Source organism: Stenotrophomonas sp. FW305-3-2-15-E-LB1 (assembly GCF_058787375.1).
Genome location: NZ_JBYSZR010000006.1, coordinates 102,420 through 126,496 on the forward strand (window position 1 = coordinate 102,420; position 24,077 = coordinate 126,496).

General features: G+C 68.4%; 24 protein-coding genes. 7 read left to right on the forward strand and 17 right to left on the reverse strand.

The window, feature by feature from the left end:
- Positions 1-96: 96 nt before the first annotated feature.
- Positions 97-1,398 (reverse strand): isocitrate lyase, encoded by a 1,302-nt coding sequence (aceA, locus tag AC3WL7_RS06650; RefSeq protein WP_108745712.1) that lies wholly within the window; start codon positions 1,396-1,398, stop codon positions 97-99.
- Positions 1,399-1,474: 76 nt separating this feature from the next.
- On the reverse strand, positions 1,475-3,112 hold the full coding sequence (gene aceB / locus AC3WL7_RS06655) for a malate synthase A (RefSeq protein ID WP_492749741.1): 1,638 nt from the start codon (positions 3,110-3,112) through the stop codon (positions 1,475-1,477).
- Positions 3,113-3,222: 110 nt separating this feature from the next.
- Between aceB and AC3WL7_RS06660 the strand changes: the two genes are divergently transcribed.
- Both AC3WL7_RS06660 and AC3WL7_RS06665 read left to right on the forward strand, forming a co-directional pair.
- Positions 3,223-4,191 carry a LysR family transcriptional regulator gene (locus tag AC3WL7_RS06660; protein WP_079224813.1) on the forward strand — a complete coding sequence of 323 codons (969 nt, stop codon included), beginning with the start codon at positions 3,223-3,225 and terminating at the stop codon, positions 4,189-4,191.
- A 165-nt stretch (positions 4,192-4,356) separates the two neighbouring features.
- A complete protein-coding gene (locus AC3WL7_RS06665) occupies positions 4,357-5,265 on the forward strand; it encodes a LysR family transcriptional regulator (protein WP_079224812.1) in 909 nt (302 codons plus the stop codon).
- Between the two features lie 83 nt (positions 5,266-5,348).
- On the opposite strand, the gene AC3WL7_RS06670 is transcribed toward AC3WL7_RS06665, so the two are convergent.
- Together AC3WL7_RS06670 and lepB are read right to left on the reverse strand one after the other, a co-directional pair.
- A complete protein-coding gene (locus AC3WL7_RS06670) occupies positions 5,349-6,605 on the reverse strand; it encodes an MFS transporter (protein ID WP_492749743.1) in 1,257 nt (418 codons plus the stop codon).
- A gap of 120 nt (positions 6,606-6,725) precedes the next feature.
- Complete coding sequence (lepB, locus tag AC3WL7_RS06675; protein WP_079224810.1) at positions 6,726-7,352, reverse strand: signal peptidase I; 627 nt, start codon at positions 7,350-7,352, stop codon at positions 6,726-6,728.
- 171 nt (positions 7,353-7,523) lie between these two features.
- Here lepB and AC3WL7_RS06680 point away from each other — a divergent pair, with 171 nt between their 5' ends.
- Positions 7,524-7,925, forward strand: coding sequence for a hypothetical protein (locus AC3WL7_RS06680; protein ID WP_108745709.1), 402 nt, complete (start codon positions 7,524-7,526; stop codon positions 7,923-7,925).
- A 3-nt stretch (positions 7,926-7,928) separates the two neighbouring features.
- Positions 7,929-8,375 carry a 3-dehydroquinate dehydratase gene (locus AC3WL7_RS06685; RefSeq protein ID WP_079224808.1) on the forward strand — a complete coding sequence of 149 codons (447 nt, stop codon included), beginning with the start codon at positions 7,929-7,931 and terminating at the stop codon, positions 8,373-8,375.
- Between the two features lie 116 nt (positions 8,376-8,491).
- Here AC3WL7_RS06685 and dcp read toward each other — a convergent pair whose 3' ends face one another.
- From dcp to arfB, 3 genes are all read right to left on the reverse strand, one after another.
- Positions 8,492-10,648 carry a peptidyl-dipeptidase Dcp gene (dcp, locus tag AC3WL7_RS06690; RefSeq protein WP_079224807.1) on the reverse strand — a complete coding sequence of 719 codons (2,157 nt, stop codon included), beginning with the start codon at positions 10,646-10,648 and terminating at the stop codon, positions 8,492-8,494.
- Between the two features lie 111 nt (positions 10,649-10,759).
- Complete coding sequence (locus AC3WL7_RS06695; RefSeq protein WP_492749744.1) at positions 10,760-11,362, reverse strand: lysophospholipid acyltransferase family protein; 603 nt, start codon at positions 11,360-11,362, stop codon at positions 10,760-10,762.
- 4 nt (positions 11,363-11,366) lie between these two features.
- Positions 11,367-11,798 (reverse strand): alternative ribosome rescue aminoacyl-tRNA hydrolase ArfB, encoded by a 432-nt coding sequence (gene arfB / locus AC3WL7_RS06700; protein ID WP_049429794.1) that lies wholly within the window; start codon positions 11,796-11,798, stop codon positions 11,367-11,369.
- Between the two features lie 134 nt (positions 11,799-11,932).
- Here arfB and AC3WL7_RS06705 point away from each other — a divergent pair, with 134 nt between their 5' ends.
- Complete coding sequence (locus AC3WL7_RS06705) at positions 11,933-12,460, forward strand: DUF2059 domain-containing protein (RefSeq protein ID WP_079224805.1); 528 nt, start codon at positions 11,933-11,935, stop codon at positions 12,458-12,460.
- An 84-nt stretch (positions 12,461-12,544) separates the two neighbouring features.
- On the opposite strand, the gene AC3WL7_RS06710 is transcribed toward AC3WL7_RS06705, so the two are convergent.
- The 4 genes from AC3WL7_RS06710 to AC3WL7_RS06725 form a co-directional block, all read right to left on the reverse strand.
- Positions 12,545-13,282, reverse strand: a complete 738-nt coding sequence (locus AC3WL7_RS06710; RefSeq protein WP_492749745.1) for a pseudouridine synthase — start codon at positions 13,280-13,282, stop codon at positions 12,545-12,547.
- A 103-nt stretch (positions 13,283-13,385) separates the two neighbouring features.
- On the reverse strand, positions 13,386-15,041 hold the full coding sequence (gene ubiB, locus AC3WL7_RS06715) for a ubiquinone biosynthesis regulatory protein kinase UbiB (RefSeq protein ID WP_079224801.1): 1,656 nt from the start codon (positions 15,039-15,041) through the stop codon (positions 13,386-13,388).
- On the reverse strand, positions 15,038-15,673 hold the full coding sequence (locus tag AC3WL7_RS06720; RefSeq protein ID WP_283220981.1) for a ubiquinone biosynthesis accessory factor UbiJ: 636 nt from the start codon (positions 15,671-15,673) through the stop codon (positions 15,038-15,040). The genes ubiB and AC3WL7_RS06720 overlap by 4 nt, the downstream gene beginning before the upstream one ends.
- Positions 15,674-15,749: 76 nt before the next feature.
- The gene (locus AC3WL7_RS06725; RefSeq protein ID WP_492749748.1) at positions 15,750-16,934 is read right to left on the reverse strand and encodes a class I SAM-dependent methyltransferase; all 1,185 of its coding nucleotides are present in this window, start codon (positions 16,932-16,934) and stop codon (positions 15,750-15,752) included.
- A 32-nt stretch (positions 16,935-16,966) separates the two neighbouring features.
- Between AC3WL7_RS06725 and ddlA the strand changes: the two genes are divergently transcribed.
- Positions 16,967-18,052, forward strand: coding sequence for a D-alanine--D-alanine ligase (ddlA, locus tag AC3WL7_RS06730; protein WP_492749749.1), 1,086 nt, complete (start codon positions 16,967-16,969; stop codon positions 18,050-18,052).
- 109 nt (positions 18,053-18,161) lie between these two features.
- Here the strand turns inward: ddlA and AC3WL7_RS06735 are convergent, their stop codons facing one another.
- The 3 genes from AC3WL7_RS06735 to oleC all read right to left on the reverse strand — a co-directional run bounded on the left by AC3WL7_RS06735 (position 18,162) and on the right by oleC (position 21,080).
- The gene (locus AC3WL7_RS06735) at positions 18,162-18,317 is read right to left on the reverse strand and encodes a DUF1328 domain-containing protein (protein WP_004153593.1); all 156 of its coding nucleotides are present in this window, start codon (positions 18,315-18,317) and stop codon (positions 18,162-18,164) included.
- 121 nt (positions 18,318-18,438) lie between these two features.
- The gene (gene oleD / locus AC3WL7_RS06740) at positions 18,439-19,425 is read right to left on the reverse strand and encodes a 2-alkyl-3-oxoalkanoate reductase (RefSeq protein ID WP_492749751.1); all 987 of its coding nucleotides are present in this window, start codon (positions 19,423-19,425) and stop codon (positions 18,439-18,441) included.
- Positions 19,422-21,080, reverse strand: coding sequence for an olefin beta-lactone synthetase (gene oleC / locus AC3WL7_RS06745; RefSeq protein WP_492749752.1), 1,659 nt, complete (start codon positions 21,078-21,080; stop codon positions 19,422-19,424). The genes oleD and oleC overlap by 4 nt, the downstream gene beginning before the upstream one ends.
- A gap of 104 nt (positions 21,081-21,184) precedes the next feature.
- On the opposite strand from oleC, the gene AC3WL7_RS06750 reads away from it, so the two are divergent.
- Complete coding sequence (locus AC3WL7_RS06750) at positions 21,185-21,556, forward strand: YkgJ family cysteine cluster protein (RefSeq protein ID WP_492749753.1); 372 nt, start codon at positions 21,185-21,187, stop codon at positions 21,554-21,556.
- 75 nt (positions 21,557-21,631) lie between these two features.
- Here the strand turns inward: AC3WL7_RS06750 and AC3WL7_RS06755 are convergent, their stop codons facing one another.
- The 3 genes from AC3WL7_RS06755 to AC3WL7_RS06765 form a co-directional block, all read right to left on the reverse strand.
- Positions 21,632-22,522, reverse strand: a complete 891-nt coding sequence (locus AC3WL7_RS06755) for an alpha/beta fold hydrolase (RefSeq protein ID WP_108745703.1) — start codon at positions 22,520-22,522, stop codon at positions 21,632-21,634.
- A 61-nt stretch (positions 22,523-22,583) separates the two neighbouring features.
- Positions 22,584-23,600 (reverse strand): 3-oxoacyl-ACP synthase III, encoded by a 1,017-nt coding sequence (locus AC3WL7_RS06760; RefSeq protein WP_200732287.1) that lies wholly within the window; start codon positions 23,598-23,600, stop codon positions 22,584-22,586.
- 101 nt (positions 23,601-23,701) lie between these two features.
- Positions 23,702-24,019: a DUF4156 domain-containing protein gene (locus AC3WL7_RS06765; protein ID WP_079224785.1), complete on the reverse strand. Its 318-nt coding sequence runs from the start codon at positions 24,017-24,019 to the stop codon at positions 23,702-23,704.
- Between the last annotated feature and the right edge of the window lie 58 nt (positions 24,020-24,077).

A 24,077-nucleotide genomic window follows, 5' to 3' on the forward strand; every position in this document is an offset into this window, starting at 1 on the left:
CTGGCCGGCTGTTCGGAGAGCTTGCCGGCCAGCGGCCGGCACTACCGGGTCGAGGGCTGCCGGCCAGCGGCCGGCACTACCGGGTCCGAGGTTGGCTCAGGCGGCGCGTTCGCTGCGGCCGCCGTGGAACTGCTCTTCTTCGGTCGAGCCGGTCAACGCGGTGGTCGAGGACTGGCCCTGCTGGATGGCCTGGGTGACCGCATCGAAGTAGCCGGTGCCGACTTCGCGCTGGTGCTTGACCGCGGTGAAGCCACGCTCGGCCGCTTCGAACTCGGCTTCCTGCAGTTCCACGAACGCGCTCATCTGGCGGCGCGCGTAGCCGTGGGCCAGGTTGAACATGCCGTAGTTCAGCGCGTGGAAGCCGGCCAGGGTGATGAACTGGAACTTGTAGCCGTAGCTGCCCAGCTCGCGCTGGAACTTGGCGATGGTGGCGTCGTCCAGGTTCTTCTTCCAGTTGAAGCTGGGCGAGCAGTTGTAGGCCAGCAGCTTGCCGGGGAACTTCGCATGGATCGCCTCGGCGAATTTCCGCGCGAACTCCAGGTCCGGCTTGCCGGTCTCGCACCACACCAGGTCGGCATAGGGCGCGTAGGCCAAGCCGCGGCTGATCGCCTGGTCCAGGCCGTTGCGGGTCTTGTAGAAGCCTTCCACGGTGCGCTCGCCGGTGGTGAACGGCTGGTCGTTGCCATCGATATCGCTGGTCAGCAGGTCGGCGGCTTCGGCATCGGTGCGCGCCACCAGCAGGGTCGGCACGCCCAGCACGTCGGCGGCCAGGCGCGCGGCGTTGAGCTTCTCGATGGCCTCGCGGGTCGGCACCAGCACCTTGCCGCCCATGTGCCCGCACTTCTTCACCGAGGCCAGCTGGTCCTCGAAGTGCACGCCGGCGGCACCGGCTTCGATCATCGCCTTCATCAGCTCGAAGGCATTGAGCACGCCGCCGAAACCGGCCTCGGCATCGGCCACGATGGGCTGCAGGAAGTCGATGTCATCCTTGCCTTCGGCATGGTGCAGCTGGTCGGCGCGCAGCAGGGTGTTGTTGATGCGCTTGACCACCGCCGGCACCGAGTCGGCCGGGTACAGCGATTGGTCCGGGTACATCTGCCCGGCCAGGTTGGCATCGGCGGCCACCTGCCAGCCGGACAGGTAGATCGCCTTCAGCCCGGCCTTGACCTGCTGCATGGCCTGGTTGCCGGTGAGCGCGCCCAGCGCGTTGACGAACTCGCGCTCGTGCAGCGATTTCCACAGCTTTTCCGCGCCCAGCCGGGCCAGCGAATGCTCGATGTGGACGGTGCCACGCAGGCGCACCACGTCGGCGGCGCTGTAGTTGCGCTGGATGCCTTCCCAGCGCGGGTGGGTGTCCCAGTCGTGCTGGATCTGTTCGGCAGTGGGCAGGGTGCTCATGTCTTTCTCCAGTTCGGTGTTGTAGAGCCGGGCGCTGCCCGGCTGGGATGGATTTGGGGCAGCAGGGACGATGCGGTCAGTCGATACGTGCGTAGGCCGGCAGGGTCAGGAAATCGGTCAGGTCGTCGTTGCGGCTCAGTTCGCCCAGCAGGGCGATGGCCTCGCCGATGCGGGCGCCGCCAGGCAGTGCGCGGGTATCGCCCAGCCGCGCCGGCAGCTGCGCCAGGGCGGTGTCGAGCAGCGGCAGATCGATGGCGGTACCGTCGTCCAGCTGCTGGCCCGGCGTGTGCAGCCACTGCCACAGCTGGCTGCGGCTGATCTCGGCGGTGGCCGCGTCTTCCATCAGGTGGTGGATGGGCACGCAGCCGTTGCCGTCCAGCCACGCGGCCAGGTAGCGCACGCAGACTTCGACATTGCCCTCGAAACCGGCACGGGTGATGCTGCCCGGCGGCCGCGCGATCAGTTCATCGCGGCCCACGCGCACGTCCTGGCGCAGCACCTGGTGCTGGTTGGCGGTGGGCATGTGCTCGTCGAAGATGGCCATCGCCACCGGGATCAGCGCCGGGTGCGCGACCCAGGTGCCGTCGTGGCCAGCGCTCACCTCGCGCAGCTTGTCGGCACGCACCCGGGCCATGGCCTGTTCGTTGGCCGCCGCATCGCTGTTGATCGGGATCTGCGCGGCCATGCCGCCCATCGCATGCGCGCCACGGCGGTGGCAGGTCTGGATCAGCAGTTCCGAATAGGCCTTCAGGAACGGCTGGGTCATGGTCACCTGGCCACGCTCGGGCAGCACGCGGTCGGCGTGGCGGCGGAAGGTCTTCAGGTAGGAAAAGATGTAGTCCCAGCGCCCGCAGTTCAGGCCGACGATGCGCTCGCGCAGGGCGTGCAGGATCTCGTCCATCTCGAACACCGCCGGCAGCGTTTCGATCAGCACGGTCACCTTGATCTGGCCGTGCGGCAGGCCGAGCATGCCTTCGATGTGCGACAGCGCGGTCTCCCACAGGGCGGCCTCTTCCATGCTCTGCAGCTTGGGCAGGTAGAAGTACGGGCCGCGGTCCTTGGCCTGCAGCGCGCGGGCATTGTGGAAGGCGAACACCGCCGCATCGAACAGGCCGCCAGCGATGAACTGGCCATCCACGCGCACGTGCTTCTCGTCCAGGTGCCAGCCGCGCGGGCGCACGATCAGTACCGCCTGTTCCTCAAAGGGGCGCAGCGAGTAGTGCTTGCCCGGCTTGCCGTTGGCGGCCGGCGCAGTGAATTCCAGATCGCCGCGCACGGCAGCCGCCAGCGACTGCTGCCCGGCCAGCAGGTTGCGCCAGGTCGGCGAGGTGGAATCCTCGAAGTCGGCCATGAACACCTTGGCGCCGGAGTTCAGCGCGTTGATGACCATCTTCGGATCGGTCGGCCCGGTGATCTCGACGCGGCGGTCCTGCAGTGCGGCCGGCAGCGGCGCCACGCGCCAGTCGCCGCTGCGGATGGCGGCGGTGTCTTCGCGGAAGTCCGGCAGGCCGCCCTGGTCGAAGAACGCCTGGCGCTCGCGGCGGGCCTGCAGCCGCGCCTGCCGGCCCGGTTCCACCGCCCGGTGCAGCGAGACCAGCAGCGCCAGCAGCGGTGCCGGCAGCACGGTCTCCTGGCCGGCCACGCGGGTCGCCAGGGCGATGCCGGGGGTGGCCTTGGCAGAGGTGGGGGGAACGGCGGAAGCGACGGCGGACATGGGGCGACTCCAGCGGTTGGGGGACACCCCCAAAGTGACGCCCGGGCGGAGTATTTGGCAAAACAGTTTTTGCAATGTTGTACATAAGTTGTGCTAATACTTATGACGCCATGACCACACGCAGCCCGCCAAGTCCGCGTTTTTCCTACAAATCCGACCGGCTGAAGCCGCTCCGGGCGTTCTGCCAGACGGTGCGCCTGGGCTCGGTCTCACGGGCCGCTGAGGCGCTGTTCGTCAGCCAGCCTGCCATCAGCCTGCAGTTGCAGGCACTGGAACGCGAGCTGGGGGTGCCGCTGTTCGAGCGCAGCGGGCGGCGTCTGGTGCCCAGCCGCGAAGGCCAGGTGCTGTATGAAATGGCGCAGCCGCTGGTGGAAAGCCTGGACGGGCTGGAAGCGCGCTTCCGCGACAAGGTGCGCGGGCTGGACGCGGGCGAGCTGAACATCGCCGCCAACAGCTCGACCATCCTGTACCTGCTGCCGAAGATCGTCGAACGCTTCCGCCTGCACCACCCGGACGTGCGCCTGACCCTGCACAACGCGATCAGCGCCGATGGCACCGACCTGCTGCGCGAGGACGCGGCGGACCTGGCGATCGGTTCGATGACCGACGTACCCGCAGACCTGACCTATGCGCCGGCCTACCGCTTCGAGCAGGTGCTGATCGCGCCACACGACCATCCGCTGGCCAGCGGCGGCGAGCTGGAGCTGGCCGACATCGCGCGCTACCCGCTGGTGCTGCCGCCGAAGCGGCAGATCACCTACCGGCTGGTGGACCAGGTGTTCCAGCGCCACCGCATTGCCTACACCGTGGCGCTGGAAGTGGGCGGCTGGGAGGTGATCAAGCAGTACGTGGCGATGGGCATGGGCATTTCCATCGTGCCGGCGCTGTGCCTGCATGAGAGCGACCATGAGCGCTTGGCGGCGCGGTCGATGAAGCGCTGGTTCCCCGAGCGCAGTTACGGGGTGATCGTGCGGCGGGGCAAGGCGTTGTCGGCGCAGGCGCGGGCGTTCATCGAGCTGATCCAGCCGGAGTTGTTCAGCCCGCGCGATTACGACCAGAGCGGGCATTCCGAGCGGTAGGGGTATCTGGGTAGTGCCGGCCGCTGGCCGGCAACCTCAACAGCAACAGCGGGCTATCCGTGGATGGCGGTGCCAGCTGCTGTTGGTGGGTGCCGACCGTTGGTCGGCACGGGATCGGATCCCATCTCTGATTCATTTCCGGCTGACGATGAATAAACTGGCCCCATGTCCATCGAACTCCGCCACCTGCGCTACTTCCTCGCCGTTGCCGATACGCTGCACTTCGGCCAGGCGGCCGAGCGGCTGGGCATGTCGCAGCCGCCGCTCAGCCAGCAGATCCGCCAGCTGGAGGAACTGATCGGGGCGCGCCTGTTCGTGCGCAGCCATCGCCGCGTGCAGCTCACTGCCGCCGGTGAGCTGCTGCAGGAACGTGCGCGGGCCATCGTGCAGCAGGTGGAAACGGCGGTGGACGAGGTGCAGCGCGCGCAGCGCGGTGAACAGGGCGAGCTGCATATCGGCCTGACCCGGGCCACGCCGCTGTCGCCGCAGATTCCGCGTTCGATCCTGCACTACCGCCAGCAGTACCCACAGGTGCGCCTGCAGCTGAGCGAAATGAACACCCTGCAGCAGATCGATGCCCTGCTCGATGGCAGCCTGGACGTGGGCATCATCCGCAAGCGCGCGCTGCCGCCGGAACTGGTGGCGCACAGCCTGTTCGTCGATCCGCTGGCGTTGATCGTGCACGCCGACCACCCTGCCCTGCGCCGCCTGTCGAAGCAGGGCACGCTGGCGCTGCGCGATTTCGCCCAGGAGCCGTTCGTGGCGTTCCGCCGCAGTGCCGGGGCTGGCATCCATGACCACATGATCGCGCTGTGCGCGGCGGCGGGGTTCACCCCGCGCATCGTGCAGGAGGCCGGTGAGGCATCGACGCTGATCAGCCTGGCGGCCGCCGGGCTGGGCGTGGCGGTGCTGCCCTCCTCGTGCGACCACATCCGGGTGGAGGGCGCACGCTTCGTGGCGCTGGCCGATGCCGGGGCGCATTCGGAAGTGCAGCTGGCCTGGCACCGCGAAGGGGTGACGCCGTTGATCCGCAATTTCGCCGGGTTGTTGCGCGGGGCGTTTGCCGAGGGGTGATGTGCCGCGCTGCGCGCTCGCCGGGCACGGCCCGGCGCTACCGCCGCATCACACGGGTAGCGCCGGGCCATGCCCGGCGGGTGTCAGGCGGTGACCGGCTGCGGGGCGCGCTGCTGCAGGGCCCAGATGATGCCGCCGCCGAGCACGGTCAGCACGCCGGTGAACAGGCACACACCCAGCCAATCCCACGCGGCATAGGCCAGGCCGCCGACGGCGCCGAGCACGCTGCTGCCCAGGTAATAGGCGAACAGGTACAGCGCCGAGGCTTCGGCACGCATCGAGCCGGCACGGCTGCCAACCCAGCTGCTGGCCACCGAATGGCCACCGAAGAAGCCGAAGGTGACCAGGGCGATGCCCAGCGCCATCGTGGTCAGCCACGGCATCGACAGCAGCACGATGCCGGCACCGATCAGGCCGAAGGCGATGGTCAGCACGCGGCCGCGCCCGTACCGGGTGGCCTGCTGGCCCATCCACGCCGAGCTGAACGTGCCGACAAGGTACACGCTGAAGATCAGGCCGACCACGGTCTGGCTGAGGTGGTACGGCGGCGCCAGCAGGTGGTAGCCCAGGTAGTTGTAGAGGGTGACGAACACGCCCATCAGCACGAACGAGGTGGCGAACAGCCACGGCAGGCCCGGATCGGCGAACAGCGTTCGCCAGCGCGAGGGCAGCTGGCGCAGGCCGCCGCGGCGTGCCTGGAAGTGCCGCGACGGCGGCAGCTGCAGCCACAGCAGCACGGTGCTGGCCACGGCGATGATCGAGACCACGCCGATGCCCCAGCGCCAGCCCCAGTGGTCGGCGATGATGCCGGCGAGCAGGCGCCCGCTCATGCCACCGATGGCGTTGCCGCCGATGTACAGGCCCATGGCCAGGCCCAGCGCGCGGCTGTCCATTTCCTCCACCAGGTAGGTCATCGCCACCGCCGGCACGCCGCTCAGCGCCAGGCCCAGCAGGGTGCGCAGCACCAGCATGGTGGTCCAGTCATCGACCAGCGCGGTGCACAGCGACAGCAGGGCCGAGGCCATCAGCGCGGTGATCATCATCGGCCGTCGGCCGATCGCATCGGACAGCAGGCCGGCCAGCAGCATGGCCACGGCCAGGGTGCCGGTACTCAGGGACAGCGACATCGCGCTGCCGGCGGCAGACACCCCGAAGTGGCGGCTGAACTCGGGCAGCAGGGGCTGCACGGTGTACAGCAGGCCGAAGGTCGAGAACCCCGCCAGGAACAGCGCGACCGCCGTGCGCCGAAACGCCGGGGTGCCCTGCTGGATGCGGGTGTCGACAACGGAATCAGAAGTGCGGGGGCGGCCGCTGAGGGACGCCGCAGTTTCGCCAGTCATGGGATCGAAGGGCCGTGGGGGCGGCCGGCGTGGGGGTACGGGGACCAGCGTAGGCCCCTCGATCCAGTCGATCCATAACCTGATGAGTCAGGATCGATATGCAGGACGTATCAATTCAGCTTACAGGTGCTTCCATTCGAAGCCATCGCCGCTGCGGTAGTAAATCGCCACGGCCCGGCCATAGACCTTGCCGGCGTCGACGAAGCCGAAGAAGCGGCCATCGAAGCTGTTGCCGCGATGGTCGCCCAGCACCAGCAGCTTGCCGTCCGGCACCACCATGTCGCCGATGTCCGGGCCACCGCCCATGTCCAGGTCAAGCTGGGCCTGGCGCTCACCGAAGGCTTCGGTGTCGCGCAGGTCGGCGATCTGCAGCGGCTGGCCGTTGATGGCCAGGTGGCCGCCGCGCAGCTGCACGTGGTCACCGGCCACGGCCACCACGCGCTTGATCAGGCGGGTGCCATCGGCCGGCGAATCGAACACGGCCACTTCGCCGCGCTGCGGGGTGCCGGTGGCCAGCAGCTGCTGGCTGGTGAACGGCAGGCGCAGGCCGTAGGCGCGCATGTCCACCACCACGCGGTCGCCGGGCTGCAGGGTCGGCTGCATCGAGCCGCTGGGCACCACGTAGTGGTTGGCCAGGGTGTCGCGGGCAGCGGCAAGCAGGCCGAGCATGACCAGCAACGGCAGCGCTTCCTTCTTCAGCCAGGTGAGCGCGCGTTCGGCAAACGGGGGGCGGGTGACAGCGTCCATGGCAGGTTCCGGGTAGGCGGTAGCGCTATCAGACCACAGGCAGGCCCGCGAGGTTCCCGCACGGGTTACGCAGGTTTTACGCGCGCCCCCGGCAACGGGCATCGCTCCTTTACGGGCACCGCGCGCATCGTGTGCCCACCGCGCCACAGGGCGCATTCCACAAGGTGTTGTATGACCCTCCTGGTGATCCGCCACGCGTCTTCGCCGGCACCGCGCCCGCAGCTGCCGGCAGAGCTGAGCGGCCATCGCGTGCTGTGCAGCGACTGCGCCAGCCTGTCCGAAGTGCGCCACTGCCTGTGCCAACCGCAGGCGCGCGCGGCCGACTGGGTACTGCTGGATGTCGGTGCGGCCGACGAGGCGCAGTGGCAGGCCGAGGGCGGCGCGTTGCAGGCGGCGCTGGAACGACTGCCAGCGCAGTACATCGAACTGCAGTCGCGCAGCGAACCGGGGCTGGAGGCGCGCCTGCGCCTGCAGCACGGTCCGGCCGCGGTGGTGGTCGACCAGCGCAGCCAGCAGGCCGGTTACCCGTTGTCGCTGGCCATCGTTGGCCGCCGCCTGGCGCAGGAGGGCTGAGCCATGTCGATCTTCATCATTCGTGGCCCGGAAGCCGCCGGCTCCCTGATCCGCACGGCGATGCCGCTGCCGGCGCCGGTGCTGAAATCACTGGTGCACCGCGCGATCGACGCCGGCACCAGCGTGGCCATCCGCGCCTGCGGCTCGGAACAGGAACTGCTGGATGCACTGCGCGTGGCCGACCACAGCCGCGGCGAGGTGACGCTGCTCGACCCGGGCGCGTGTGCCAACAGCCTGCGCCTGCAGCGCCTGCTGCCGTACCTGCACAACGCCTACGTGGAAGTACATGACGACGGTGCGGTTGCCGAACCGTGCCTGCCGGCCGGTGTCGGCCAACGCCTGGGCATCGCCGCCGGCTACGGTGCGCAGAGTTACGTTCTGGCGCTGGACATCGCGCTGGATCACCTTGGGTTGGCCGAACAGGCCAATCGCGTGCACGTGGGAACGTAACGCGGTTTGTAGAGCCGAGCCCATGCTCGGCTGCCCTTCCAGGAAACATCAGCCGAGCGTGGGCTCGGCTCTACACAACGAAAAACGGCGGGGTTGCCCCCGCCGTTTTCGCTTTCTTACTTCAGCCCGCGGAACTTCAGCAGCGGTTCCACCGACGGGTCCTTGCCGCGGAAATCGCGGTACAGGGTCGACAGTTCCACGCTGTTGCCGCGCGAGAGGATCTTGTCGCGGAACTCCTGGCCGTTGGCCGCCGTCAGGCCACCGTGTTCGGTGAACCACTGGTAGGCGTCATGGTCCAGCACTTCGGCCCAGAAGTAGGCGTAGTAACCGGCCGAGTAGCCGCCGCCCCAGATGTGGTCGAAGTAGGTGGTGCGGTAACGCGGCGGCACCTGCGGCAGGTCGACCTTGAACTTCTTCAGCGCGCTGGCTTCGAAGGCGCCGACGTCCTGCAGCGGGGCATCGGCCTTCTGCGTGTGCCAGGCCAGGTCAAGCAGCGCGGCCGACAGGTACTCGGTGGTCGCGTAGCCCTGGTTGAAGCTGCGTGCCTTGAGGATCTTGTCGACCAGTTCCTGCGGCATCGCTTCGCCGGTCTTGTAGTGCTTGGCGTAGTTGGCGAAGACCTTCGGGTCCAGCGCCCAGTGCTCGTTGAACTGCGAGGGGAACTCGACGAAATCGCGCGAGGTGGCGGTGCCGGCGATCGACGGGTACTTCACGTTCGAGAACATGCCATGCAGGGCGTGGCCGAACTCATGGAACATGGTGGTGACGTCGTCGAAGCTGATCAGCGCAGGCTGGCCATCGGCCGGCTTGGTGAAGTTGCAGACGTTGTAGACCACCGGCTTGGCACCGGTCAGGCCGTCCTGCTCGACGAACACGTCCATCCAGGCGCCGCCGGACTTGGTGTCACGCTTGAAGTAGTCGGTGTAGAACAGGGCCAGCGAAGTGCCGTCCTTGTCGAACACTTCGTACACCTTCATGTCCGGGTTGTAGGTCGGAATGTCGGTGCGCGGCTTGAAGGTGATGCCGTACAGCTGGGTGGCGGCGTAGAAGACGCCGTTCTGCAGCACGTTGTCCAGTTCGAAGTACGGCTTGACCTGCGACTCGTCCAGATCGTACTTGGCCTTGCGGACCTGCTCGGCGTAGAAGTCCCAATCGGAAGCGGCGACCTGGAAGCCACCCTTCTGGGCGTCGATCACCTTCTGGATCTCACCGGCTTCGGCACGCGCCTTGGCGGTGGCGGCCGGCACGGTGTCGGTCAGCAGCTTCAGCGCCGCGGCCGGGGTCTTGGCCATCTGGTCGCCCAGCTGGTAATCGGCGAAGGTTTCAAAGCCGAGCAGCTTGGCCTTCTGCGCGCGCAGCTGGGCCAGGCGCTGCACCGTCTCGCGCGTGTCGTTCTTGTCGCCACGCTCGGCGCGGGTTTCCGAGGCCTTCAGCACGGCCGCGCGCTGGTCGCGGTCGCTGAGCGAGCCGAGCACCGGCTGCTGGGTGGTGTTCTGCAGCGGCAGCACGAACTTGCCATCCAGCTTGCGATCCTTGGCGGCGTTGGCCGCGTTGTTGATCGCGTTCTCGTCCAGGCCGGCCAACTTGGCCTTGTCATCGACGACCACGGCCGCAGCGGCGGTTGCAGCCACCAGGCGGGTGTGGAACTGGGTGGACAGGGTGGTCTCTTCGACGTTGAGCTTGCGCAGGCTCGCCTTGTCGGCGTCGGACAGCTGCGCGCCGGCGCGCACCAGGCCGTCGTAGTAATGCTCGACCAGGCGCTTCTGCACCGGATCCAGTTCCAGCGTGTCACGCTGGTCGTACAGCGACTTCACGCGGGCGAACAGCTTCGGGTCGAGGTTGATCTCGTCCTGGTGCGCGGCCAGCTTCGGGGCGATGTCTTCCTGGATCTTCTGGCGCGCTTCGGTGCCATCGGCCTGGACCAGGCCGAAGAAGATGCGCGACACGCGGTTCAGGGTCTCGCCGCTGCGCTCCATCGCCACGATGGTGTTGTCGAAGGTGGCCGGCTCGGCGTTGTCGGCGATCTTGCGGACATCGGCCAGGTGCTGGCGCATGCCTTCTTCGAAGGCCGGCGTGTAATCGCTGTCCTTGATCTTGTCGAACTGCGGCGCTTGGAACGGCAGCGTGCTGGCGCTCAGCAGCGGGTTGGTGGAGGCTTCGGCCGGCTGCTGGGCCGGGGCTTTCTGTGCTTCGGACACGGGGGTGGACTCCTTGCCGGAACAGGCCGCCAGCGCCAGGCTGATGGCGGCGGCCAGGACTACGGTACGCGACATGTAAAACGCTCCTTGGGCGGACGGTATGGGATACCAGCCCTCCACCCTACTCCTGTCACGCTCGCCCGGCATGTGCCGGACGTGGCGCCTCGGTTGCCGGCCGTGGCCGGCTCAGACCGTGCCGCGGGTCTTGCCCATCCAGGGCCGGTAGAACTCACGGATGGCGGCCATGTCGGCGGCGTCATCGCCGGTCGGCTGGAACAGCGGGCCGATGCCGATGGTCTTTTCCGGGTAGTGGAAGTACGCCGCCAGGACCGGCACGTCGGCCATCCGCGCGATCTTCAGGAAACCGGCTTTCCAGTCCTTCACGGCCTTGCGGGTGCCTTCGGGGGTGATGGCGAACCACATCTTCTCGTTGTTGCGCAGCAGGTCCACGGCCTGGCCGACGGTGCCCTGCGGCGCGCTGCGGTCCAGCGGGATCACGCCCAGCTTGTGCAGCAGGGGGCCCAGCGGCCACCAGAACAGCGAGGCCTTGCCCAGCACTTTCACCTTCATGCCCAGTGCGATCTTCGCCGCCATGCCCCACAGGCCGTCCCAGTTGGACGAATGCGGGGCGATGATGAAGACCAGCCTGGGCACGTCAGGCAGGGTACCGGTGACCCTCCAGCCGCCCATGCGCAGCGTGCAGCGCGCCAGCCAGCGCAGGAAGGCGTTGGGTTTGACCTGCGGCATGCTCGGCGGAACGGCCGGCAGCAACGGCGTCGGGTTGTTCAAGCAATCACTCCCAGTCACGTGATGAGCGCCCGCGCTTGATCTGCGCGCGCCCGCGTTTGGCGTCCAGACGACGCAGTTTCGACCCGAGGGTCGGCTTGGTGGCCTTGCGTGGCTTGGGCACGCTCAACCCGGCCTGGATGAAGGCCGCCAGCCGCTCGCGCGCATCCTCGCGATTGCGATCCTGGGTCCGGAACCGTTGCGCATCGATGACCAGCACGCCTTCGCCGGTCATGCGCCGGTCGCGCCGCGCCAGCAGGCGCTCGCGCAACGGGTCGGGCAACGAGGGCGAGTTGGCCACGTCGAAACGCAGTTCCACCGCGGTGGAGACCTTGTTGACGTTCTGCCCGCCGGCGCCACTGGCACGCACGAACCGCTCGACGATCTCGCCGTCGGGGATTTCAAGCTGCGCGCTGATGGTGACCGGTCCACTGCCCATCCGCGCATTGTAGCGGCAGCCGCGTTGCCGTGGCTGCCATCGCGTGGCGTATGCCGCCGATCAGGCACCGAACACGCCGCCTTCGCCTGTCCAGCAGGTATGCTGGCCGTCCCATGTACCGCAGGAAGCTTCGCATGACCCGCTTCATTCCCGCCCTGTCCACCGCCCTGCGCCGTACCGTGCTGCTGCTGGCGCTGGCCGCGGCGAGCGCGCCGGCCCTGGCGGCAGCGCCCACCGATGCCGACATCAACCGCCTGCTGGCCGCCTCGCGTGCGCAGAGCCTGCTCGATGGCATGCTGCCGCAGCTGGAGGCGATGCAGCGCCAGCAGTTCGAGGAGATCGCCCGGCAGCGCCAGCTCACCCCGCAGCAGACCGAGCAGCTGCAGCGCATGCAGCAGCGCACCACCGCCACCCTGACCAAGGCGCTGTCCTGGCAACAGCTGCGGCCGATGTACGTGGATCTCTACAAGAAGAGCTTCAGCAAGGAAGACGTGCTGGCGATGGCCGAGTTCTACGAGAGCTCGGCCGGGCAGAGCCTGCTGGACAAGACCCCGCTGCTGATGCAGAACGTGATGATCGCCATCCAGGAAAAGATGAAGCCGCTGATGGCCGACCTGGAGAAGGACATGCAGGCGATCATCAACGAGCCCGAAGCGAAGTGAGGCGGTAGCGCCGGGCCATGCCCGGCGAGCGCGAAGCGCGGCCGTTTCATCGCAGAAGCCGCCGGGCGCGGCCCGGCGCTACCCCTACGGTACCTGCCAGCCGAACAGGTCCAGCGCCTTCTGGAACTCGCCATCCACCGGCGCACGCACGTCCACCGTGCCGCCATCGGGGTGCGGGAAACGCAGGCGCTCGGCGTGCAGCAGCATGCGGTGCACGCCCTGCATGCGGAAATTGCGGTTGTGGCGGCCATCACCGTGGCTGGTATCGCCGATCAGGTGATGTGAGAGATGCTTGAGGTGGCGGCGGATCTGCCGGAAGCGGCCGGTCTGCGGCTGGCAGCGCAGCAGCGCATAGCGCGAGCTGGCGAAGTCGCCCACCGGCACCGACAGTTCGCCGGTGGCCAGGCGCTGGAAATCGGTCACCGCCGGCTTTTTCACCGGCTTGCCCGGGCCGCCATCCAGGTCGTGGTCGACCTGCCAGGCCTCCTCGGCCGGCCAGCCGCGGCAGATGGCCAGGTAATCCTTGCTCACCTCGCCGCCCATCAGGGCCTTGCCCAGCGTGCTGGCGGTCTCGCGGTCGAAGGCCAGCAGCAGGCAGCCGCTGGTGGCGCGGTCCAGGCGATGCACCAGGAAGATCGGCCGGCCCAGCTGCTCGCGCAGGCGGTCGGCGAGGAAATCGTCTTCGCCACGGGCCAGCTTGCTGTCGTGGACCATCAGCCCGGCCGGCTTGTTGACCACGGCCAGGCGCTCGTCCAGGTGCAGCAGCTGCAGGGGGGCGGTTTCAGTCTCGACCGCGGCGAGGATGTCGGGTTCGGTGCTCACCGGTGGATTATCGGTGATGGGGGGCCATGCGTACACGGCACGCGAATCCGGTAGGTGACGACCGTTGGTCGTCACCCAACAGAGCGGGTGGCAAGCGCGGTGCTTATCGCCACCACGCGCGGGCCAGGGCGAAGGCACCTACCGCCGCCGCGCCCAGGCTCAGCACCGGCAGGTCGCCCCAGTACCAGCCGGGCGGCTGCAGCACGTACATCAGCGTGGCGATGGCCAGCAGGCCGACGCCGGTGATCGCCCCTACCGCGCGCTTCTGCAGGCGCTGCAGGCTGGCATCGAGGGTGACCAGGTCGCGCGAGCGCATCGCCAGTTCGTGGCGGCCTTCCACCTGCTGGGTCAGCCAGGCATGCACCAGGCGCGGCATGTCAGGTGCGTGGGTCATGATTTCCGGCAGGCGCTTGCCGATCTCGCGCACGACCCGGCGCGGGCTGTAGCGGTCGCGCAGGATCCTGGCCAGGACCGGCTTGGCCACCGCCCAGATGTCGATCTGCGGGTCGAGCTGGCGGCCCACGCCTTCGATGTTCAGCAGGGTCTTCTGCAGCAGGATCAGCTGCGGCTGCAGGGTGAGCTGGTAGCGCTGGGCCACCCGGAACAGCTTCAGCAGCACCTCGGCCAGCGAGATCTGCGACAGCGGGCGGGTGAAGTACGGTTCGCACACCGAACGCACCGCCGCTTCCAGATCGTCGATGCGCACGTTGTCCGGCATCCAGCGCGCCTGCACGTGCAGTTCGGCGATGCGGCGGTAATCGCGGTTGAAGATGGCCATGAAATTCTCGGCCAGGTAGTACTGATCTTCCTGCGAGAGCTGGCCCATGATGCCGAAGTCCAGCGCGATGAAGCGCGGGTTGTCGCGGCGCGCCGGATCGGTGTCGACCCAGATGTTGCCGGCGTGCGCATCGGCGTGGAAGAAGTTGTCGCGGAACACCTGGGTGTAGAACACCCGCACGCCCTTGGCGGCCAGCGCCTTGCGGTCGATGCCGGCCTTGTCCAGCGCGGCGATGTCATCGGACGGAATGCCCCACACCCGCTCCAGGGTCAGCGCGCGCTCGGCGGTGTGGCTCCAGATCACTTCCGGCACGTACAGGTCGTCGCTGTTCTCCCAGAAGCGGCGCAGCACGCTGGCATTGGCGCCTTCGCGCTGCAGGTCCAGCTCGGCGGCCAGGGTGTTCTCGACCTCGGCCACCACTTCGCGCGGGCGGATCTTGTCGGCGCGAGGATGGGTGCGCTCGACCAGCGCGGCCAGCGAATTGAGCAGGGCGATGTCGGCATCGATCTGCTTCTCGATGCCCGGGCGCAGCACCTTCACCACCACCTGGCGGCCATCGGACAAGGTCGCGGCGTGGACCTGGGCGATCGACGCCGAGGCCAGCGGTTCGGTGTCGAAGCTGGCGAACGCTTCGCTGACCGGCAGGCCCAGCGCCTCTTCAACGATGCGGCGCGCGGTGTCGCCATCGAAGGGCTTGACCCGGTCCTGCAGCAGGGTCAGTTCGTTGGCCACGTCCGGCGGTACCAGGTCGCGGCGGGTGGACAGGATCTGCCCGAACTTGACGAAGATCGGGCCCAGATCCTGCAGCGCCAGGCGCAGGCGCGCACCGCGCGACTGCGAGGCGATGCCGGCCGAGGCGCGCGGCACGAAGGGCTTGGCCAGGCGCAGCCAGCGCTCGGCCGGCGTGCCCTGCAGCAGGTCGTCGAGGCGGTAGCGCAGGATGATGCGGCCGATGCGGTTGGCCCGCAGTAGCGCCTTCATGCGGCACCCCGCAGGCGCTGCACGCGTGCACCCAGGCGCTCGACGTCGTCGCGCAGCACGTCCACGTCGTCGTGGAAGGCATCCAGTTCGGCACGTGGCACCACGTCGCGCGACTCTTCGGTGATGAATTCGGCGGCGCTGTGGGCCAGGTCGATGGCACCCTGGCGCGCGTGCTGCAGGGCGCCGCGCAGGGTGTTGGCCACCTGCACGCCCAGCACTTCACCGAACACGCTGACGAAGGGTTGCTGCCAGTCGGGGTCGAAGCCCTTGGCCAGCTGCTGCAGGCGGCGCGCGAGTTCGGCATCGCCGGCCACGCGCACGCGGCCCTTGCCGTTGTCGCTGCCGCGGCGCGCATTGGCCAGCAGCGGCAGCTGGGCAAGTACGCCGGCCAGGCTGCTGCGCACGGCCAGGTCGGCTTCCTGTGCATCCACCGGGCCGACGCGCAGCTGGTCGCCAGCGACGCTGATGCGCATCGCCAGCGACGGGGCGTCCAGGGTCAGGTCGATGTGGCGGCCGTCGAGGCTGGCCAGGGCATGCCGGGTATCCGGATCCAGCGCCAGTGCGCGGTTCAGGGCGGTCTGCAGGGCGCGGCCGGCGAGCGGCTTGAGGGACGAGAGCAGGGAGAGAGCCATGCGTGCATTCTACCTGCGTGGGTGGTGGGCTTGGGCCGGGCGGCTGCCCGGCACCCGCCGCTGCATCACCGGGCGCTCAGGGTTTCACGGCGGTGATGACGACCTCTTCCGCCCACCGCGGCGTCAGCGTGGCCAAGCCATCGCAGGCCCACCGCGCGAGATGCCTGAAGCCTGCCGAAGGCAGGGCGATGCCATGGGCCTGCGCGATTGCGGCGCTGTCGCGCCAATGGACCCTGGCATGGGTGCCGCGCCGATGGACCTTGATGTCCTTGAAGCCGGCGTCCGCGAGCAGCCGGCACATCTGCGCCTGGGTGGTCAGGCAGATGTGGTACGGCGGATGCAGAGCGCACCAGGCGCTGCCGAACACCTTGAGGCCCAGTGCCTCCGGGTTCGGGTAGGCAAGCCACAGCAGCCCATCCTTCTTCAGCGCGCCGAAACAGCTGGACAGCAGCTCGCGCTGGTCGAAGACGTGCTCCACCACCTGGTTCATCGTGACGATGTCGTAGCACTCGTGCTCGGCCGCCAGCAGATCGAAGCCTCCCAGGCGGACATCCAGCCCCTTGCGCTGCGCAAGCGCGGCAGCCTTGGGGTCCGGATCGATGCCGCTGGCCTGGATGCCCATCCTGCCTGCGAGCGAGAGAAAGCCGCCGTTCCCGCAGCCGACGTCCATCAGCCGCAGGTCGGCGCGACGCCCGCGCTTGAGGTGGATATGTCGCCCGAAGCGGTCCAGCTTCAGGCGGAACGGCTCGATCAGCGAAAACAGCAGGTGACCGGCGCGCAGCGTCCTGCCCGGCACCTCCAGGCAGAACCGTTGCTGCAGATAGCCGCGGATGAGTGCTCCGACGATGCCGCCTGACGGGATCCCCTGATCGGCGTCGCCGTCATGGTGGGTCGGGTAGTCCTCGTAGGCGCGGTGGATCGAGGTGGCGTCGGGGCGGACCGCAAGGAAGACCGACGCACAGCTGCTGCAGCGGGGCATTTCCCACGTGTCCGGCATGCTGAGGAGATCGTCCCGCCGGGTGTAGCCAGGCATGAAGGCAGTGGCCCCACACGCAGGACAGCGGTCAACGTTCTCGGCGCCGCCTTTTGACCACTCCATCATCCGGATCCACCCGTGGAAAAGCGATGACTGTAGGCCCTGCGACGCCCCGATGGAAAGCTCCGCCCTCCGCCGATCACCCTGCTGCACGAGCGATGCGGCGCCCAACGGCGACTGAGTGGCCTGCGCCCGGCCGTACCTGATCGGCTGCGGAAGGTTCATGCTGTGTGGCCTTGTTGCACAGGACAACACCCATGGCACGGACCCGGGTCGGCATCATCTTCGGGGGCATGTCCTCCGAGCACGAAGTTTCGCTGCAGTCGGCGAAGAACATCCTCGATGCGCTCGATCGCGAGCGCTTCGAACCCGTACTGGTCGGCATCGACAAGCAGGGCCAGTGGCACCTGAGCCAACCCGATACCTTCCTGGTCCATGCCGATGACCCGGCGCGCATCGCGCTGCGCCCCTCGGGCACGGCGCTGGCGCTGCGGCCAGGCGCGGGCCACGCACAGCTGCAGCCGGTGGATGCATCCACCGCGCTGGACCAGATCGACGTGGTGCTGCCCATCGTGCACGGCCCGCTGGGCGAGGACGGCGCGCTGCAGGGGCTGCTGCGCATGGCCAACCTGCCCTTCGTCGGTTCGCCGGTGCTGGGGTCGGCAGCGGCGATGGACAAGGACGTGGCCAAGCGGCTGCTGCGCGACGCGGGCCTGCCGGTGGCGCCGTGGGTGTGCATCCGCCGCCACGAGGCCGCAGGCGTGGATGTGCAGGCACTGATCGCACAGCTGGGGCTGCCGCTGTTCGTCAAGCCGGCCAACCAGGGGTCGTCGGTGGGGGTGAGCAAGGTCAAGCACGCCGGTGAGTTTGCCGACGCGCTGCAGCTGGCGCTGCGCCATGACCACAAGGTGCTGGTGGAAACGGCCGTGGTCGGCCGTGAGATCGAGTGCGCGGTGCTGGGCAACGACCAGCCGCAGGCCAGTGTCTGCGGCGAAGTGGTGGTGCACGATGAGTTCTATGCCTACGACACCAAGTACATCAACGCCGATGGCGCGGACGTGGTGGTGCCGGCGGTGATCGATGGCGATGCGCAGGCGCGCATCCAGCAGATCGCGCTGCAGGCCTACCAGGCGCTGGAATGTGCGGGCATGGCGCGGGTGGACGTGTTCCTCACCGCTGAGGGGCAGATCGTCATCAACGAGATCAATACCCTGCCCGGCTTCACCCGCATCAGCATGTACCCCAAGCTGTGGGGCGCCAGCGGGTTGGGCTATACCGCGCTGATCACGCGGCTGATCGAACTGGCGCTGGAACGGCACGCGGCCGATCGAGCGCTGGTGTAACCCGCTTCTGTAGAGTCGAGCTTGCTCGACTGCGTTTTCATCAATCGAGCATGGCTCGACTCTACAAAGGCAGTCGAGCAACGCTCGACTCTACAGAAAGCGGTACCGCCTAGCCGCGCTTGCGGAACATCGAGATCACGGCAAGCACCAGGAACACCACGAACAGGATCCAGGCGATGTTGCTGGCGGCGCCCGCAATGCCGGAGAAACCGAGCACGGCGGCAATGATGGCGATGACGAAAAAGATGACGGCGTAATGCAGCATGGCGTTCCTCGCGGGTGGTCCGGCCGGTGTGGCGTTGGGTCCATCCTGCGCATCTGCCGGTGTGCAACCGGTGATGGCGATCTCTGCGGCTGATGAAGCCTTCAGCGCCGTGACGCTGCCGTCACGACGCGGCCTTCAGGCGGCGCAGCCCTTCTTCGATGCTCACCTGCGGCACATAGCCGAAATCGCGACGCGCCGGTTCCATGCTGTACCAGTGCGGCGTACACAGCTGTTCGGCCAGGAAACGGGTCAGCGGCGGTTCGCCGCGCAGGCGCAGCAGCGGCCACAGCCGTTCGCTGATCGCGCCGATGCGGTAAGCGGTCTTGAAGCTGAGCGTCTTTTCCACGGCCGGTGCACCGACGGCGGCCAGCAGCTTGTTGAGCAGCTCGCGCATCGGCAGCGGCTCGCCGTTGGAAATGAAGTAGGCCTTGCCGGCGCAGGCCGCGCCCGCGGCCAGTGCATCCAGTGCGAGGAAATGCGCCAGCGCGGCATTGTCGATGTAGGTGGTGTCGACCTTGTTGCTGCCATCACCGACCAGGCGCAGGCGGCCCTGGCGGGCACGCTGGGCCAGGCGCGGCACCAGCTGCTGGTCACCCGGGCCCCAGATCAGGCGCGGGCGCAGCGCCACGGTGGCCAGCGTGGCGTCGTTGGCGGCCAGCACGCGCTGTTCGGCAATCGCCTTGGTCGCCGCATACGGTGCCTGGAAGTTCTCGCCGTAAGGCACTTCGTCCGCGCCCAGCCCTTCCACCGGATGGGTGGCGCGGTGGGTCACGCTGGGCGTGGAGGTGTAGACCAGTCTGCCGATGCCGTGCGCGCGGCAGGCGGCGATGACGTTGTCGGTGCCGACCACGTTGGCCTGGTAATAGCTGTCGTAGCTGCCCCAGGCACCGGCCTTGGCACCGTTGTGCAGCACGGCGTCGACGCCGGCCACCGCATGCAGCACCGCTTGCGCATCGGCCAGGTCGCCGCGGATCTGGCCCACGCCCATCGCCTGCAGTTCCGGGTAGTGGCTGCGGTTGAAGGCCAGCACCTGGTGGCCACGTTCAAGCAGGCCGCGGCACAGCGCCTGGCCAAGGAAACCACCGCCGCCGGTGACCAGGATCTTCATGCGCGCTTCTCCAGTTGGGCGCTGGCCCAGACGGCGAGCTTCTCGCGGCCGATCTTGGCGTTGTGACGGATATCGACGGGGAAGGCCGGATGCACCAGGAAGTGCTGCAGGCCGGCGTCGGCCACGCGGGCGGCCGCATGCGCGCGCAGGGCCTCCTGCAGCGCCGGGCTGTCGCTCTGGCCGCGCTGCAGCTCCACGCACAGCACTGGCACCTGCGCGCCGGCGGCACCTACGCCGACCAGTGCGGTGCGGGCCACGCCCGGCACGGTGTTGAACACCGGCTCGACCTGTTCGGTGTACAGCGGCCCGCGCGCGGTTTCCACGCGCTGGGTCTTGCGCCCGCAGAACCAGAGGCGGCCCTGCGCGTCGAAGTAGCCGACGTCGCCCATGCGGTGCACCACGCGGGTGCTGCCGTCGGCCAGGGTTTCGCGGATCTTCGCCGCGGCCGTGGCCTGCGGGCGGTTGAAGTAGGTATCGGTGGCGGTCGGCCCGGCCACGGTGATCTCGCCCACCTCGCCGGTGGCCAGCACGCGCGCCTGCGACCAGTCGGGCAGCGGCGCGTCGTCGATGGCGATGATGCGCACCTCATTGGGTACGACCACGCTGCCGACGCAGGTACCGGCGCCGGCCTCGGTGGCGCCACGGGTGCGCTCCAGCTCGCGGCCTTCGACCACGGCCACGGGCAGGCACTCGGTGGCGCCATAGGGCGTCCAGAACTGCGCATCGGCGGGCAGCAGGCGGCGGATGGTGGCCACCACGTCCGGCGGCACCGGCGCACCGGCCGAGGTCACCCGGCGCACCGTCGGCAGCGGACGGCCGTGCCTGGCCAGCACGCGCATGAGTGCCGGTGAACCAAACAGCTGGGTGACGCCGAAGCGCTGGATGGCATCGTGCAGGCGCGCCGGGTCGGCCTGGGCCGGCCGGGTCGGGTCCATGTCCGGGATGACCGAGGTCAGGCCCAGCGCCGGATCGAACAGGGCGAACGGCGGGAAGGTCGGCAGGTCCACCCCGCCCGCTTCCATGCCGAAGGCGCTGCCCAGCAGCTGGATCTGGCCGACGAAGTGGCGGTGGCGGTAGACCACGCCCTTGGGCACGCCGGTGGAGCCGCTGGTGAACAGGATCGCCGCCATGTCCTCGCCATCGGTGGCGGCCAGCATCGGGCCGCCGCTGGCACCGGCGCGCTCCAGCGCGGCCAGGGTGGTGCCGCTCCAGCCCAGGCGGCGGCCGACGGTGACCAGGCGGGTGGCCGACGGCGCCCAGCGCAGCGCCAGCCGCGCCACGTGGGCCAGCGGGATGCCGATGAAGGCCTCCGGCTGCGCTTCGTCCAGGCACTGCTTCAGCGCGCGCTTGTCGATGCCCGGGTCGACCAGCACCGGCACCGCGCCCAGTTTGAACAGGGCGAACATCAGCAGGAAGAACTCCGGCGAGGGCCGCACCATCACCACCGTGCGCACGCCGCGGCCGATGCCGTAGCCGGCCAGGCCGGCGGCCATGGCGTCGCTGCGGGCGTCCAGCTGGCGGTAGTCCAGGGTGACGTCATAGGCGGCCATGCCGTTGCCGGCACCACGGCGGCCGGGGCAACGGATGGCGATCTGGTCAGGGCGCTCGCGGGCCAGTTCAGGCAGCCGCGCCGCGATATTGCAGGGTCCGTTCATCCGTTCATTGTCGCCGCTTACGGAATTTCTTGCGCGGCCGCCCGCTTCGTGGAAAATCCGCAGCCTCGTTCCCGATTCCCACTGCCGCCCGAGGCGGCTTGCCCATGCAACACCCCTGCATGACCTGCGGCGCCTGCTGCACCCAATATCGCGTGGCCTTCCACTGGATGGAATCGGACGAGGTCACCCCCGGCGGCGTGCCGCACCAGCTGACCGAAACCCTGGACCCGCACCGCCTGTGCATGCGCGGAACGCACTCCAAGCCCGTGCGCTGCGTGGCGCTGGACGCGCAGATCGGCGTGTATTCGCGCTGCACCATCCACCCCAACCGGCCCAGCGTATGCCGCGAGGTGGACGCATCGTGGGAGTACGGCAAGGCCAGCCCGCAGTGCGACAAGGCCCGCATCGCCTATGGCCTGGACCCGCTGACCGCGGCGGACTGGGAAGGCGGCGATAACAGCCCGATCGCGGCGTAGTCCGGCGTGCCGACCAACGGTCGGCACCTACCGGGGATGGAATGGGTGGGTGCCGACCGTTGGTCGGCACATCCTTCAGATGGGATTCGCGTCCAGGAAGGCGCGGATTTCCGGCACCAGCACTTCGTGCTTGTCTTCCAGCACGTAATGCCCGGCGTCCTCGAAGGCATGCACCTGCGCCTGCGGCAGCGCCGCCTGGAAGCCCTTCAGGAAGTGGTGGTCGAACACGAAGTCGCGCAGGCCCCAACCGATGAAGGCCGGGCGATCCGCGAAGGACGGCAGCGCCTGGCCGGCGCGCTCCAGCAGCGACCAGGCCTTGTCGGCCGGCGACAGCGGGATGTCCTGCATGAAGCGGATGGTGCTGATGCGGTTGGCGTAGCTGTTGTACGGCGACACGTAGGCGCGGCGTACGTCGGCCGGCATCTTCCGCTCCACGCCCAGCCACGAGGCCCCGGACGAGAAGGCGTTGAAGCTGCGGATGATCCACTCGCCGATCTTCCAGTGGCGGCCCAGCGCGATCTGCCACGGCATCTTCTTGGCCGCCGGCATCGGGAAGGCGGCGGTGTTGAGTACCACCAGGCGCTTGACCTGCGCATGGTGCGACAGGGCCCAGCCGAAGCCGATCATGCCGCCCCAGTCGTGCACGGCCAGGGTGACCGGACCGGTGATGCCCAGGTGCTGCAGCAGCGCGTCCAGGTCATCCACCCGCGACTGCAGGGTGTATTCGTAGCGGCGGTCATCGGGCTTGTCCGACAGGCCCATGCCGATGTGGTCCGGCACGATGCAGCGGTATTTGTCCGACAGACCGGCCACCAGCGTGCGCCAGTAATAGCTCCACGACGGGTTGCCGTGCACCATCACCACCACCTCGCCATCGCGCGGGCCTTCGTCGAGATAGCTCATCGACAGGCCGGGACGGACCTCGAAACGCTGCGGGTGGGCGGGGTAACCGGGAAGCTGGGACATCGGATCGCACCTGTAGAAAGGGCCGGTAGAACCGGCCCTTGGAATCAACGCAGCGGGCTGCTTACCAGACCACTTCAGCCATCGAGCAGTTCAGGCCCGAGCCGATGCCCAGAAGCGCGATGCGATCGCCCTTCTTCAGCTTGCCCAGCTGCTTGAGCTTGCTCAGCACGATCGGCACCGAGGCCGGGCCGATGTTGCCATGCTCGCCGAAGATGGTCATGACCTTCTTCGGGTCGATGCCGAAGTTCTTGATGAACGCGGCGGTGTGCGGCTGGCTGACCTGGTGGATGACGAACTGGTCCAGTTCCTCCACGGCCCAGCCGAGGGCGATCCTGGCAGCGGCAAAGGTCTTCTGCGCCAGCTTGATGCCTTCGATCAGCAGCAGGCGGGTATCGGTGACCATGCGGTCCAGGTTGCCCAGGCACAGCTGGTTCCACTCGGTGGCCGAGCGGGTCACGCCACCCTTGTAGCGCGGGGCGTCGGGCACCAGCTCCGAGCGCGCCATGACCATGGCGGCGGCACCCGAACCGGTGGTCAGGGCGGCCAGCTCGTTGCGGAAGTCGTCGGCGGTGACGTCCGGGGCGGTCATGCGCTCCAGGGTCTTTTCGTACACCAGATTGGCGGTCTCGCCGTCCACCACCAGCGCGTAGTCGATGTCACCGCGCTCGAGCATGCGTGCGGCGATATCCATGCCGTTGATGAAGGCCAGGCAGGCATTGGCGACGTCGAAGGTCATGCACTCGTCGCTGACGCCGAGGTTGCCGGAGACGATGGAGGCCGTGGACGGCTCCAGGTAGTCGCGGCTGACCGAGGTGTTGACCAGCAGGCCCACCTGGCCCGCGGTGATGCCGGCATCTTCCAGCGCCTTGCGGCCGGCCATGGTGGCGGCGTCGGAGGCGAGCACGCCGTTGTCCCACAGGCGGCGGGCGTGGATGCCGGCGATATCGCCGAGCACGTCGGTGCGGATGCCCAGGCGATCCAGCGTCGGCTGCAGCCGCTCGTTGATTTCCTTGGTCGTCAGCGTATGCGGCGCGTCGACGTGTGCCAGGCCGGCGATCGAGACATTCTTGAAGAGCATCGAAGTTAGCGCCAAGGCTCAGGCAAAAGGGGGCGCTATTCTATAACCCCCGGGCTTTCACCGCATCTTTACGAATTCAGCCTTGGCCGTATGGTCCCCGTTCAGCGCGGCGGGCACTGGAAGGCGGCGAAGCGCTGGCTGCCATCGGCGGGCGGCGCAGCGGCCTGGACGGCGTTGGCGCCGGCGCTGGGGGCCTCGTTGCGGGCCAGGGTTTCCAGCTCTTCCTGCACGCGCAGGGGGTTGCGGTTGTAGAAGCCGACCTTGCTCTTCACGGTGACCACGACCTCGCCCTTGGTGATGCAGCCGGCGGGCAGCGGGCCTGCCGGGAGCACGCGCACGGTCTTGCCGGCCGGTTCCATCGGCACCCAGGTGCAGGCGGTGACGGTGAGCAGCAGGGACGACAGCAGCAGAAAGCGCATGGGCAGATCCTGGAAGGGTATGGGGCGATTCTGCCTGAACCGCCTGAATCGGGGGTAG

Bases quoted from the DNA above. Each gene is read 5' to 3' on its own strand.
- AC3WL7_RS06680 (WP_108745709.1), top strand. From the start codon at position 7,524: ATGACCCTCCTGGTGATCCGCCACGCGTCTTCGCCGGCACCGCGCCCG.
- AC3WL7_RS06750 (WP_492749753.1), top strand. From the start codon at position 21,185: ATGCAACACCCCTGCATGACCTGCGGCGCCTGCTGCACCCAATATCGC.
- AC3WL7_RS06670 (WP_492749743.1), bottom strand. From the start codon at position 6,605: ATGACTGGCGAAACTGCGGCGTCCCTCAGCGGCCGCCCCCGCACTTCT.
- oleD (WP_492749751.1), bottom strand. From the start codon at position 19,425: ATGAAGATCCTGGTCACCGGCGGCGGTGGTTTCCTTGGCCAGGCGCTG.
- AC3WL7_RS06685 (WP_079224808.1), top strand. From the start codon at position 7,929: ATGTCGATCTTCATCATTCGTGGCCCGGAAGCCGCCGGCTCCCTGATC.
- AC3WL7_RS06755 (WP_108745703.1), bottom strand. From the start codon at position 22,522: ATGTCCCAGCTTCCCGGTTACCCCGCCCACCCGCAGCGTTTCGAGGTC.
- AC3WL7_RS06725 (WP_492749748.1), bottom strand. From the start codon at position 16,934: ATGAACCTTCCGCAGCCGATCAGGTACGGCCGGGCGCAGGCCACTCAG.
- ddlA (WP_492749749.1), top strand. From the start codon at position 16,967: ATGGCACGGACCCGGGTCGGCATCATCTTCGGGGGCATGTCCTCCGAG.
- dcp (WP_079224807.1), bottom strand. From the start codon at position 10,648: ATGTCGCGTACCGTAGTCCTGGCCGCCGCCATCAGCCTGGCGCTGGCG.
- AC3WL7_RS06765 (WP_079224785.1), bottom strand. From the start codon at position 24,019: ATGCGCTTTCTGCTGCTGTCGTCCCTGCTGCTCACCGTCACCGCCTGC.
- aceB (WP_492749741.1), bottom strand. From the start codon at position 3,112: ATGTCCGCCGTCGCTTCCGCCGTTCCCCCCACCTCTGCCAAGGCCACC.
- AC3WL7_RS06720 (WP_283220981.1), bottom strand. From the start codon at position 15,673: ATGGCTCTCTCCCTGCTCTCGTCCCTCAAGCCGCTCGCCGGCCGCGCC.
- AC3WL7_RS06735 (WP_004153593.1), bottom strand. From the start codon at position 18,317: ATGCTGCATTACGCCGTCATCTTTTTCGTCATCGCCATCATTGCCGCC.
- oleC (WP_492749752.1), bottom strand. From the start codon at position 21,080: ATGAACGGACCCTGCAATATCGCGGCGCGGCTGCCTGAACTGGCCCGC.
- AC3WL7_RS06665 (WP_079224812.1), top strand. From the start codon at position 4,357: ATGTCCATCGAACTCCGCCACCTGCGCTACTTCCTCGCCGTTGCCGAT.
- arfB (WP_049429794.1), bottom strand. From the start codon at position 11,798: ATGGGCAGTGGACCGGTCACCATCAGCGCGCAGCTTGAAATCCCCGAC.
- lepB (WP_079224810.1), bottom strand. From the start codon at position 7,352: ATGGACGCTGTCACCCGCCCCCCGTTTGCCGAACGCGCGCTCACCTGG.
- AC3WL7_RS06705 (WP_079224805.1), top strand. From the start codon at position 11,933: ATGACCCGCTTCATTCCCGCCCTGTCCACCGCCCTGCGCCGTACCGTG.
- ubiB (WP_079224801.1), bottom strand. From the start codon at position 15,041: ATGAAGGCGCTACTGCGGGCCAACCGCATCGGCCGCATCATCCTGCGC.
- aceA (WP_108745712.1), bottom strand. From the start codon at position 1,398: ATGAGCACCCTGCCCACTGCCGAACAGATCCAGCACGACTGGGACACC.
- AC3WL7_RS06760 (WP_200732287.1), bottom strand. From the start codon at position 23,600: ATGCTCTTCAAGAATGTCTCGATCGCCGGCCTGGCACACGTCGACGCG.
- AC3WL7_RS06660 (WP_079224813.1), top strand. From the start codon at position 3,223: ATGACCACACGCAGCCCGCCAAGTCCGCGTTTTTCCTACAAATCCGAC.